Origin of the sequence: Streptomyces sp. PR69, from assembly GCF_026420845.1 — a bacterium.
GTDB lineage: Bacteria > Actinomycetota > Actinomycetes > Streptomycetales > Streptomycetaceae > Streptomyces.
Map to the genome: position 1 here is coordinate 22,112 of NZ_JAOWCB010000047.1, position 10,798 is coordinate 32,909.

Sequence of the window (10,798 nt, forward strand, 5' to 3'; positions counted from 1 at the left end):
AGCCTACCCTCATACACTATGCTACCACGCTTGATCCAGACATATCGCGGAAATTCCCCCTCAAAAAATTCTCCGATGTTTCCGCAGGAGATGCCCTCTCTCAGCCATTCTGTAATTTCGTCGGCGTCAGTGAGTGAAGGGTCACACCGCGACGCGTCCGCTCTAAGACGAGGTGGACCAGCGAATGACGGGTAAGTCTTATGTTCAGCGCTTCCGACGTACCGGGTCCGCTTCGCGAGCTTTGCCAGCTCTTCCCGCCGCTCCTCGGAGATGGGGCGTTTGATGGCCCGTGCTAGGGGACGCTGACGCTTCGGGGCACGCATGAGCTCAGTATGTCGTCATGGGCCCCTCGTTGGTAACCGCTCGTTGCGGTACGCCAGAACAGGTGGGGCGCTGCGCACGGCGCCCCGTCAGCCTCGGGCTTGATCTCAGCGGTACAGCAGCGTTGTACCGCAACCACAGCGACCGACATCGCCCGAAGAGGACGCGAAGACCACCAGTCTGACTGCTACTGACCGATCCACATAGAGCTACGGATCAGAAGGTTGCAGGTTCGAATCCTGCCGAGTGCACACAGTCGAAGCCCCCTCGGGATCATCCCGGAGGGGGCTTTGTCGTGCGTGCGGCGGCGAGGTGGGCGGTCGCGTGGCAAGGTGGCGCGTATGGGTGCAAGGCAGGATGTTCCGGGTGCCTTTGGCGCGGTGGGCGTGCCGCGGGATGTCGTCCAGTCGGTGCCGGGCGACGGCCATGGTCCGCCGCTGCGCGTGTTCGTGCTGTCCGGGTCGTCGCGGAAGGGATCGTTCAATGGGCGGCTGGCCATGCTGACCGCCAGGCTGGTGACCGAGAACGGGGCCGCCGCTGATCTTGCGTGGCTGCGGGACTTCGACATGCCGTCGTATGACGGGGACGCCGAGACCGCTCAGGGGCAGCCGCCGAGCTCCGTCGCGTTGCGCGATCGGCTGCGGGCGGCGCAGGCGATCGTGTTCGCCTCGCCGGAGTACAACGCGTCGGTGCCGGGCGTGGTGAAGAACGCGATCGACTGGCTGTCACGCTTTCGGCCGCAGCCGTTCAAGGACAAGCACGCCCTGCTGGTCTCCGCTTCTCCCTCAATGGTGGGAGGAAACCGGGGGCTGTGGGCGCTTCGCGTGCCGCTGGAGCATCTCGGGGCCCGTGTCTACCCGGATATGTTCAGCCTGGCGAAGGCCCATCAGGCGTTCGATGACAGCGGCGACCTGAACGACGCCGGACTGAGGGAACGGCTTGATGCCACCGTGAAGGCGTTTCTGGGCCTCGTCGAGGCCGATACCCACTACCCGGCGCTGCGGCGTTGCTGGTACGAGTTTCTCGGCGACCGGACGAGCGCGCCGGTCACCCAGCGCGCCGAGGAATAGCCCCCTGAGGCGCGAGCATCATGGGAGGGGCCCGCATAGCGGGGGGGCGAAGCGTTGTGAGGGGCGTGTGGTGGGCTGGCGGTGTGCCGGGGTCGTATGGCGGGAAGACGGGGCCTTTCTGCGCTGGGAGGGCGGTCGGGAGAGTGCGTTGAGCGTCGGGAGGGCGCTGGGGTTCCGGGCCGTCGGGGAGCGGCGGTGTGTCGGGGCGCGGGGGCATGTGTGCGCCCGGCGGGCCGCGGTCGCGGGGAGCGTGATGAATCCGCGGTGCGGGGAGTGCGCGCGGCTGGCGCGGGCGCACTCCGTGGCGGCCGACACCGCGGCAGACGATCCCCGGACGTACCGGGTGTATCTCGCGTGGTTCGGGCCCGGGATGGTCAAGGTGGGCATCACCGCCGAGGAGCGGGGGAGCGCGCGGCTGCTGGAGCAGGGGGCCGTGGTGTTCAGCTGGCTGGGGCGGGGGCCGCTGATGGCAGCGCGGCGGACCGAGGAGGTCGTGCGGGCGGCGCTCGGAGTGCCGGACCGCATTCCGTACGCCGCCAAGCGCGCCGCCCGGGCCGGACTGCCCCCTGCCCCGGAGCGGGCCGCGGAGGTCGAGGCGCTGCACCGCAGGGCGAGCGGACGGGCGGAGTGGGCGGAGACGCTGCAGCCGCTGGAGTTCGAGGCCGTCGACCATGCGGAGGTCTTCGGGCTTCAGGGGCTGGTCCCCGCCGACGGGGTGGTGCGGGAGCTGGTGGACGGCGGGGTCGTCGCGGGGACGCCGGCCGCCGTCGCCGGGCCCGATCTCCATCTGAAGACGGCCGGCGGGCGCATGGTGGTGTGCGATACACGGCTGGTGGTGGGGTGGGAGCTGACCGGCGCGGATGCCGGGCTCGCGCTCACCGTGCCCGTCGAGACCGCGGGCAAGCAGGGCAGGCAGGCCGGGTGGGGCAAGCAGGACGGGCAGGACAGGCAGGAGGGACTGTTTTGAGCAGGGAGTTCGCCGCGCGCCTCGGAATACCCGGGTTCGTCGACGTCCACACCCACTTCATGCCGGAGCGCGTACTGCGCAAGGTGTGGGCGTACTTCGACGCAGCCGGGCCGCTGACCGGGATGGAGTGGCCGATCACCTATCGGCACGAGGAGGAGCGGCGCGTCGAGCTGCTGCGGGAGTTCGGGGTGACCGCGTTCACCGCCATGCTCTATCCGCACAAGGCCGGCATGGCCGCCTGGCTCAACGAGTGGGCCGCCGGCTTCGCCGCCCGTACCCCCGACTGTCTGCACACCGCCACCTTCTTCCCCGAGCCGGGCGTGGAGGCGTACACCGGGAAGGCCCTCGACCGCGGCGCGCGGGTCTTCAAGGCCCATCTGCAGGTGGGGCAGTACGACCCGAACGACCCGCTGCTCGACGCCGTGTGGGGGGTGCTGGCCGAGAGTGCGACCCCCGTCGTCGTGCACTGCGGGTCGGGGCCCGTGCCCGGCAAGCACACCGGGCCCGAGCCGATCGGGCGGCTGCTCGCCCGCCACCCCCGGCTGCGGCTGATCGTCGCCCATATGGGCATGCCCGAGTACGCCGACTTCCTCGACCTCGCCGAGCGGTACGACGAGGTCCGCCTCGACACCACCATGGCGTTCACCGACTTCAGCGAGCGCCTGTGCCCCTTCCCCGAACAGGAGTTGCCCCGGCTCGCGGCCCTCGGGGACCGTATCCTCCTCGGCAGCGACTTTCCGAACATCCCGTATCCGTACGTGCATCAGCTCCAGGCCCTTGAGCGGCTGGGGCTCGGCGACGACTGGCTGCGGCGGGTGTGCCATGAGAACGGGGCCCGGCTCTTCCCCGGGCTTTCCCCAGGACGTTCTCCCGGGAGTTTCTCAGGGAATTCATAGAGTCGGGCAAGGCGGCTCTCACCCCGGGCGCGCAGAGTCAGATGTCATGACTGCGATCTCCTCCCACCCGCGTCTCGGTCAGCAGCACGTCGATCAGCCGCGCCTCAAACGTCATGAGCTGCTCCGCGCCGACGGCGGCCCCGTCCGCGTGCTCGTCGTCGACGACGAAGCCGCGCTGAGCGAGCTGCTGTCGATGGCGCTGCGCTACGAGGGGTGGGAGGTGCGCAGCGCGGGAGACGGCGCGGAGGCGGTCCGGTGCGCGCGGGCGTTCCGGCCGGACGCCGTGGTGCTCGATGTGATGCTGCCCGACATCGACGGGCTCGCCGTGCTCGGGCGGCTGCGGCGGGAGCTGCCGGAGGCGCCGGTGCTGTTCCTGGCCGCCCGGGACGCGGTCGAGGACCGGATCGCGGGCCTGACGGCCGGCGGCGACGACTATGTGACCAAGCCGTTCTCGCTGGAGGAGGTCGTGGCCCGGCTGCGCGGGCTGATCCGCAGGTCGGGAGCCGCGGCCGGGCGCGGCGATTCGCTGCTCACGGTCGGCGACCTCACCCTCGACGAGGACAGCCATGAGGTTTCCCGCGGCGGCGAGGCCGTCCATCTGACCGCCACCGAGTTCGAGCTGCTGCGCTATCTGATGCGCAATCCGCGGCGGGTGCTCAGCAAGGCGCAGATACTTGACCGGGTGTGGAGCTATGACTTCGGCGGTCAGGCCAATGTGGTCGAGCTCTATATCTCATATCTGCGGAAGAAGATTGACGCAGGGCGGCCGCCGATGATCCACACCCGTCGGGGAGCCGGGTATCTGATCAAGCCCGGGGAGTGAGCGTGCCATGGGCGGGCGTCCGCAGTCGCTGCGGACCCGGCTCGTCGTCTCCGCCGTGGCGCTGATCGCGGTCGTGGCGGCCGTGATCGGGACGGTCACCGCCATCGCCTTCCGTACATATCTCTACGGGCAGCTGGACGGTCAGCTGGACGCGGTCGCGGCCAGGGCCGCCGGGCCTCCGGCCGTGCCCGGCGATCTCCCGCCGCCCGCCAGGCACAAGGAGCCGCGGCGGCGCTGGGCGGCACGGTCGCGGTGACGGCCGCGTGGGCGTACGTCCTGCTGGGCAGGACGCCGGACTATCTGCCGTGGCTGCGCGGGACGGTGCTGGGGTGCGGGCTGGCCTCGGCCGTGGTGCTCGCCGCGCTGCCTTTCGCCGGGCGGCTGGGGCGGACGGACGTCCGGCGGGCGGTCCGGTGGCTGGCGCTCGGGGCGGCGGGGGCCGGGCCCCCGCGTCTGGTGGGGTGGGTGGGCGGGGGAAAGGAACCGGGGCGGCCGCCTCCGCTACAGGGCCGCCGCCCCGGAGATCAGTGCGCCTTCGTCTTGAGCGCGACTTCCCTGATGAAGAGCGTCACCAGGAACGCCAGAAACGCACAGGGCGCCGCGTACAGAAAGACATCCGCCACCCCGTGCCCGTACGCGCTCTCCATCACCGTGCGGACCGGCGGCGGCAGCAGGTCGAGGTCCGGGATGCCGCCTCCGCCCGTGCCGCCGTGGCCCAGCGCCGCGCCCTGCGGGCCGAGGGCGGCGAGGCCGTCCTTGACGTAGTGGGTGACCCGGTTGCCCAGCACCGCGCCCAGCGCGGAGACGCCGACCGCTCCGCCCAGCGAGCGGAAGAATGTGACCACGGAGCTGGCCGCGCCGAGCTCCTCGGGGGCGACCTGGTTCTGGGTGCACAGCACGAGGTTCTGCATCATCATGCCGAGCCCGAGGCCGAGAAGCGCCATGAACAGCGCGATATGCCAGTAGTCGGTGTCGTATCGCATGGTGCCCAGCAGACCGAGCCCCGCCGTCGTCAGCGCGCCGCCGACGACCAGCCACGCCTTCCAGCGGCCGGTCTTGGTGATGATCTGGCCGGAGACGGTGGACGAGAGGAACAGTCCGCTGATCATCGGGATCGTCATCACGCCGGACATGGTGGGGGACTTGTCCCGCGCGAGCTGGAAGTACTGGCTGAAGAAGACCGTGCCCGCGAACATCGCGACGCCGACGAACAGCGAGGCGACCGAGGCGAGCGCGATGGTCCGGTTGCGGAACAGACGGAGCGGGATGATCGGGTCGTTCGCCCGTGATTCGACGGCGAGGAAGAGCACGCCCAGCAGGACCGCGCCGCCGGTCATCACGTATGTCTGCCAGGAGAGCCAGTCGTACTTGTCGCCCGCGAAGGTCACCCAGATCAGCAGCAGCGACACCGCGGCGCTGATCAGGAACGCGCCGGTCCAGTCGACCTTCACCTCCCGCCGGACCACCGGCAGTTTGAGGGTCTTCTGCAGCACGATCAGGGCGATCACGGCGAAGGGCACGCCGACGTAGAAGCACCAGCGCCAGCCGAGCCAGTCCGTGTCGGTGATCACGCCGCCGAGGAGGGGGCCGCCGACCGTGGCCACGGCGAAGGTCGCGCCGAGATAGCCGCTGTAGCGCCCCCGCTCCCGCGGCGAGATCATCGCGGCCATCACGATCTGCGCGAGCGCGGAGAGCCCGCCGACGCCCACGCCCTGGACCACGCGGCAGGCGATGAGCGTGCCCGCGTTCTGGGAGAGTCCGGCCGCCGCCGAGCCGAGGACGTAGATCACCAGGGCTATCTGGACGAGCAGCTTCTTGGAGAAGAGATCGGAGAGCTTGCCCCACAGCGGGGTGGTCGCGGTCATCGCCAGCAGCGAGGCGGTCACCACCCAGGTGTAGGCGCTCTGTCCGCCCCTGAGGTCGGTGATGATCTGCGGCAGGGCGTTGGAGACGATCGTCGACGACAGGATGGCGACGAACATGCCGAGCAGCAGCCCGGAGAGCGCCTCCATGATCTGGCGATGTGTCATCGTCGGGCCTTCGGGCGGCGGGCCCCCGGGCTCGGCGTGCCCGGCCCGCGCCGCACCGGCCGGTGTGGCTGTAGCCATGGAAATCCTTCGTTGTACGTCGGTCAGGCGGTCACGCGGAGGCCCGGCAGTCGCCGAACGACTCCCGCAGCCGTGCGAGCATCGCGATCAGCTGCCCGATCTCGTCGCCGGACCAGTCGTCGAGCGTGCGGGCGAACATGTCCGCGGTCCGCCGTGCGAGGTCGTCGAGCGTGTCCCGGCCCGCGGGGGTCAGCAGGAGCAGCCGGGAGCGCCGGTCGCCGGGGGCGGGAAGCCGTTCGATCCAGCCGCGCTCCTCGACATGGGCGACATGCCGGCTGGTCACCGACATATCGACGGCCATCAGTTCGGCCAGGCGGCTCATCCGCATCTCGCCGTGCCGGTCAAGCAGGGTGAGGACGGCGGCCGACCCGGACGGGCACTCGACGGGCAGCATTCGTGCGATGCCCCGCTTGACGGCTCCGATGGCGCTGAGCTGCCGGGCGAGTTCCGCGTACTGCTCAGGCTGTGCGGCCACGGTCGCCCTCCCGGCCTCGTCCTGCCGTCTCGCGTCTTGTTGCTTAGGGCAACCATAGAAGCCATTGGTTGCTACAGGCAAACTAAAACGAGCATTGCGGAGTAAAGGAAGCCAAAAGGCTTCACATGCTTCCCGCCATGGCGCGCATCCGACCGCTCCTGCTACACGCGCGCACGCGCGCCCCGGGCTTGGGAGCGGAACCGGTGGTTCGCTAGGGTCCTGCCCCATGGCACACAACCCCCAGCACGGCCAGGGCCCGGAGGGCAACCACGACCCCGCGGGCAACACCCAGATGTTCCGCGCCTTCGTCGACGAGGGCGCCCCGCAGGGCCGTCAGGCGGCGGCTGCCCAGTCCGCCGGCCCGCGCGTCGGTCTGATCGCAGGCGTCGTCGCGGTGATCGCCGTCGTCGCGGCGGTCGCCTGGCTCGCCCTGGGCTGACGCCTCGCTCATTTCCCCGATATCCCCGCGGGGCTGATGTCCCGTGTCTCGATGTGCATGCCCAGCGGCACCCGCCAGGCGTCGACGCACACCGTGTACGACGCCTGGCGCGCGGTCCCGGGCGGGATCGGCGTCGGCAGCGGCTGCGTCGATTCGACCGTCGCCCAGTCGATGCCCAGCGCTCCGATGATGTGGGTGCCGAACGCGACCTGCCCCGATGTCACCGCGGAGCCGCCCGTGTTGCGGAATTCGACTGTCACCTTCTCGCACCAGCGCCTGTCGAGCGGGGCGCGGACGGTCGCGCCGATCCGCAGCTCGGCCGGGCCTGCGGGCGGCGGCGGAGACGGAGGCGGCGCAGACGGCGGTGGCCCAGATGGGGACGGCCCAGACGGGGAGGGCTGAGATGCGGGCGGGGATGGCTCAGGCGGCGGAGCAGCAGCGGAGGGCGGCGAGGGGCGCGACGGCCAAGGCGAAGGTCTCGGCGTCGCCTTCGCGGGGCCTCCGCTTCCCTCAGGCGACGGCGGTACGGGGACAGACGTCCTGCTCTCCCCGCCGCCCGGGGCCGTGCTTTCCGGCGGCCTCCCCTCCGCGCCGCCGGTCCGGCCTTCCCGCCGCTGCTCGTCCAGGGGGACGAGCAGCACATCTCCCTTCGGGGGCGCCGCCGCCGCAGGGGCGTCGTCCGGTGCGGCGACGGCCGCATAGCCGTCGCCGGGGCCGCCCGTACACGCGGTCAGGGCCCCGCCGCCCAGACAGAGCGCGACGACCGCCCCCGCGGCGGAACGGCGGCGTCCACCCCGGCCGCGTCGCTCGTGGGCTCCTCGTCCTCGTCGCATCGCGTCAGTGTGTCTGACGGATCGTCAATAAGGAAGCCTCCGGGCGTCAGTCGGCGATCAGACCCTCCCGCAGCTGCGCCAGCGTGCGGGTCAGCAGCCGGGAGACATGCATCTGCGAGATGCCGACCTCCTCGCCGATCTGCGACTGGGTCATGTTCGCAAAGAAGCGGAGCATGATGATCTGCCGTTCGCGCGGCGGGAGTTTGGCCAGCAGCGGCTTGAGTGACTCGCGGTATTCGACGCCCTCCAGGGCGCTGTCCTCGTAGCCCAGGCGGTCCGCAAGCGAGCCCTCTCCGCCGTCGTCCTCGGGGGACGGGGAGTCCAGCGAGGAGGCGGTGTAGGCGTTGCCCACGGCCAGCCCGTCGACCACGTCCTCCTCCGACACCCCGAGGGCCGCGGCCAGTTCGGGGACGGTCGGGGAGCGGTCGAGCTTCTGCGCCAGTTCGTCGCTGGCCTTGGTGAGCGCGAGCCGCAGCTCCTGGAGCCGGCGCGGGACTCTCACCGACCATGAGGTGTCGCGGAAGAAGCGCTTGATCTCGCCGACGACGGTCGGCATCGCGAACGTCGGGAACTCCACGCCCCGTTCGCAGTCGAACCGGTCGATCGCCTTGATCAGACCGATCGTGCCGACCTGGACGATGTCCTCCATCGGTTCGTTGCGACTGCGGAAGCGGGCTGCCGCGTACCGCACCAAGGGGAGGTTCAGCTCGATCAGGGTGTCGCGCACATAGGTGCGCTCCGGAGTCTCCCCGGTGCCCTGCTCGTCCAGCGCGCGTAGCCGCAGGAACAGGGAACGGGACAGAGTACGGGTGTCGATGGCTCCTGAGCCGTCAGGCACGACAGGCGCGGGTGCGCTCTTCGTGAGCGTGAGCACCTTCGAGCTGCCCTGTTCTGCGGACATGCCACCCCCTTGAGGTCGCGGGACGGTCGCGGCGGCCGCGACCATCGGAGGAACGCAGCCTCCACCTGAATACCGGAGGCGGAGCTGCGGCAAACGCGGTTCCAGCAGAATGTCACATGTCGGCAACACGCTGTAGTGACATGTCGACAAGTACCGGGTGGAAGTGCGCAGGAAACAGGGGGTCTGCGCCTTTTACACCGTCAAAATCAGCTCCGAAACGGTCTACCCGTCTGAGTTAGGCATCGATCCTGTTTGCGGATCTCAGTCGGGCAAAGCTCCGGGCCAGCAGCCGGGAGACATGCATCTGGGAGACGCCCAGCTCCTGGCTGATCTGGGACTGCGTCAGATTGCCGTAGTAGCGGAGCATCAGGATCCGCTGCTCTCGCTCGGGCAGCTGTACGAGGAGATGGCGTACGAGATCGCGGTGCTCGACACCGGCGAGCGCCGGGTCCTCATAGCCGAGCCGGTCCACCAGCCCCGGCAGGCCGTCGCCTTCCTGGGCCGCCTCCAGGGAGGTGGCGTGGTACGAGCGGCCCGCCTCGATGCAGGCGAGCACCTCGTCCTCGGAGATCTTCAGCCGCTCGGCGATCTCCGCCGTCGTCGGAGTCCTGCCATGAGCCGTCGTCAGGTCCTCGGTGGCGCCGCTGACCTGGACCCACAGCTCGTGCAGCCGGCGCGGCACGTGCACGGTGCGGACGTTGTCCCGGAAGTACCGCTTGATCTCGCCGACGACGGTCGGCATGGCGAAGGTCGGGAACTGCACACCTCGGTCGGGGTCGAACCTGTCGATCGCGTTGATCAGGCCGATCGTGCCGACCTGGACGACGTCCTCCATCGGTTCGTTGCGGCTCCGGAACCGGGCGGCCGCGTACCGCACGAGCGGCAGGTTCGCCTCGATGAGCGCCGCGCGGGTCCGGGAGTGCTCCGGGGTGCCGGGGGCGAGGGCCTTGAGCTCGCCGAAGAGCACCTGGGTGAGCGCGCGGGTGTCCGCGCCCCGGCTCCGGACGTTGCCCCTGCCCTGGGGGCCGTCCGCCGGCGAGCGGACCGGCTCCGGGCAATCCGTCTGCGGGTGATCCGCCTCCGGCGTTCCGGACGGGGATGCGTCGTCCGGCCGCTCGTTCTGGGGCGGCACCTGAGGCGCAGTACTGGCCGGCACGGTATTACGCCACCCCTTTGCGGTCGTTTACGGTCAACTCATCCATCAAAAGCGGTCATAGCATCACAAGACATGTCCACTGTGTGCAAGCATCGCATTACGCCGTGTTGACGGAACATTCGGCTGACGGCATGGGCCGCTGCACGGCGGCCGACGGCAGCTGCACGGCGGCTGACGGCATGTGAAAGCCCCCCGCCGTCCGGGCGAGGGGCAGGGGGCCGGGGCGGCGTCCGCTCAGAACTCGTAGTCGGCGATCACCCACGTGGCGAACTCGCGCCACTGCGCGGCTGCCGCCTGATGGGCCGGGTGCTCGATATAGCGCTTGAGGGCGTCGCGGTCCGCCACGGCGGAGTTGATGGCGAAGTCATAGGCGATCGGCCGGTCCGTGATGTTCCAGGCGCACTCCCAGAACTCGATCTCCGGAACCAGCTTGTCGAGCTCCTGGAACGCCCGCACTCCGGCGATCACGCGTGGCTCGTCGCGCGAGACGCCTTCGCCGAGTTTGAAAAGGACCAGATGGCGGATCAACGGGGCTCCTAGTTCACCAGCTCGGTCATAAAGTCTCCCACGCCTTGAGCGGCGCTCGAAATGCCCTCGAACCCTACCTGCACCAGTTCCGCCGCCCGGTCGGGGGAGGTGATGATCGTGTACAGGATGAAGACGGCCAGGAGGTAGAGCGATATCTTCTTCGCTTGCACCATCAGTCTCTTGCTCCCCTGCCGTATCACCTGCCCCGCGCAGTCGCGTGAGTCTAACCGAGCTGACCGAATCTTTAAGGACCAAGGACCTGCCCTTCGAGGCCCTTCGTC

The 10,798-nt window shown here is 69.8% G+C and carries 13 protein-coding genes; 6 read left to right on the forward strand and 7 right to left on the reverse strand.

Features of this window, described 5'->3' with window-relative positions:
• Positions 1–662 precede the first annotated feature (662 nt).
• The 5 genes from OF819_RS27095 (at position 663) to OF819_RS27115 (ending at position 4,333) form a co-directional block, all read left to right on the forward strand.
• Positions 663–1,391 carry an NAD(P)H-dependent oxidoreductase gene (locus tag OF819_RS27095; RefSeq protein WP_323748974.1) on the forward strand — a complete coding sequence of 243 codons (729 nt, stop codon included), beginning with the start codon at positions 663–665 and terminating at the stop codon, positions 1,389–1,391.
• A gap of 67 nt (positions 1,392–1,458) precedes the next feature.
• Positions 1,459–2,358 carry a DUF2797 domain-containing protein gene (locus OF819_RS27100; protein ID WP_416370633.1) on the forward strand — a complete coding sequence of 300 codons (900 nt, stop codon included), beginning with the start codon at positions 1,459–1,461 and terminating at the stop codon, positions 2,356–2,358.
• Entirely contained in the window at positions 2,313–3,254 is a 942-nt protein-coding gene (locus tag OF819_RS27105; RefSeq protein ID WP_416370634.1) for an amidohydrolase family protein, read from the forward strand. The genes OF819_RS27100 and OF819_RS27105 overlap by 46 nt, the downstream gene beginning before the upstream one ends.
• Before the next feature lie 46 nt (positions 3,255–3,300).
• A complete protein-coding gene (locus OF819_RS27110) occupies positions 3,301–4,077 on the forward strand; it encodes a response regulator transcription factor (RefSeq protein ID WP_323748975.1) in 777 nt (258 codons plus the stop codon).
• Between the two features lie 7 nt (positions 4,078–4,084).
• Positions 4,085–4,333 (forward strand): hypothetical protein, encoded by a 249-nt coding sequence (locus OF819_RS27115; protein WP_416370635.1) that lies wholly within the window; start codon positions 4,085–4,087, stop codon positions 4,331–4,333.
• Between the two features lie 268 nt (positions 4,334–4,601).
• Here the strand turns inward: OF819_RS27115 and OF819_RS27120 are convergent, their stop codons facing one another.
• On the reverse strand, positions 4,602–6,185 hold the full coding sequence (locus OF819_RS27120; protein ID WP_267246281.1) for an MDR family MFS transporter: 1,584 nt from the start codon (positions 6,183–6,185) through the stop codon (positions 4,602–4,604).
• 31 nt (positions 6,186–6,216) lie between these two features.
• Positions 6,217–6,660, reverse strand: coding sequence for a MarR family winged helix-turn-helix transcriptional regulator (locus OF819_RS27125; protein WP_267246282.1), 444 nt, complete (start codon positions 6,658–6,660; stop codon positions 6,217–6,219).
• Between the two features lie 226 nt (positions 6,661–6,886).
• On the opposite strand from OF819_RS27125, the gene OF819_RS27130 reads away from it, so the two are divergent.
• Positions 6,887–7,099, forward strand: coding sequence for a hypothetical protein (locus OF819_RS27130; RefSeq protein ID WP_267246283.1), 213 nt, complete (start codon positions 6,887–6,889; stop codon positions 7,097–7,099).
• A gap of 8 nt (positions 7,100–7,107) precedes the next feature.
• On the opposite strand, the gene OF819_RS27135 is transcribed toward OF819_RS27130, so the two are convergent.
• The 5 genes from OF819_RS27135 to OF819_RS27155 form a co-directional block, all read right to left on the reverse strand.
• Entirely contained in the window at positions 7,108–7,359 is a 252-nt protein-coding gene (locus tag OF819_RS27135) for a hypothetical protein (protein ID WP_267246284.1), read from the reverse strand.
• Between the two features lie 619 nt (positions 7,360–7,978).
• Positions 7,979–8,833 (reverse strand): RNA polymerase sigma factor SigF, encoded by an 855-nt coding sequence (locus OF819_RS27140; protein WP_267246285.1) that lies wholly within the window; start codon positions 8,831–8,833, stop codon positions 7,979–7,981.
• Positions 8,834–9,068: 235 nt separating this feature from the next.
• Positions 9,069–9,989, reverse strand: a complete 921-nt coding sequence (locus OF819_RS27145; protein WP_267246286.1) for an RNA polymerase sigma factor SigF — start codon at positions 9,987–9,989, stop codon at positions 9,069–9,071.
• 234 nt (positions 9,990–10,223) lie between these two features.
• Entirely contained in the window at positions 10,224–10,517 is a 294-nt protein-coding gene (locus OF819_RS27150; protein ID WP_267246287.1) for a Dabb family protein, read from the reverse strand.
• An 8-nt stretch (positions 10,518–10,525) separates the two neighbouring features.
• Positions 10,526–10,690 carry a hypothetical protein gene (locus tag OF819_RS27155; protein WP_267246288.1) on the reverse strand — a complete coding sequence of 55 codons (165 nt, stop codon included), beginning with the start codon at positions 10,688–10,690 and terminating at the stop codon, positions 10,526–10,528.
• Positions 10,691–10,798 lie beyond the last annotated feature (108 nt).

What these genes read in the sequence shown, in the direction of transcription:
- OF819_RS27095 (WP_323748974.1), top strand. Translation starts at nt 663, where the DNA reads ATGGGTGCAAGGCAGGATGTTCCGGGTGCCTTTGGCGCGGTGGGCGTG.
- OF819_RS27110 (WP_323748975.1), top strand. Translation starts at nt 3,301, where the DNA reads ATGACTGCGATCTCCTCCCACCCGCGTCTCGGTCAGCAGCACGTCGAT.
- OF819_RS27115 (WP_416370635.1), top strand. Translation starts at nt 4,085, where the DNA reads ATGGGCGGGCGTCCGCAGTCGCTGCGGACCCGGCTCGTCGTCTCCGCC.
- OF819_RS27120 (WP_267246281.1), bottom strand. Translation starts at nt 6,185, where the DNA reads ATGGCTACAGCCACACCGGCCGGTGCGGCGCGGGCCGGGCACGCCGAG.
- OF819_RS27130 (WP_267246283.1), top strand. Translation starts at nt 6,887, where the DNA reads ATGGCACACAACCCCCAGCACGGCCAGGGCCCGGAGGGCAACCACGAC.
- OF819_RS27140 (WP_267246285.1), bottom strand. Translation starts at nt 8,833, where the DNA reads ATGTCCGCAGAACAGGGCAGCTCGAAGGTGCTCACGCTCACGAAGAGC.
- OF819_RS27155 (WP_267246288.1), bottom strand. Translation starts at nt 10,690, where the DNA reads ATGGTGCAAGCGAAGAAGATATCGCTCTACCTCCTGGCCGTCTTCATC.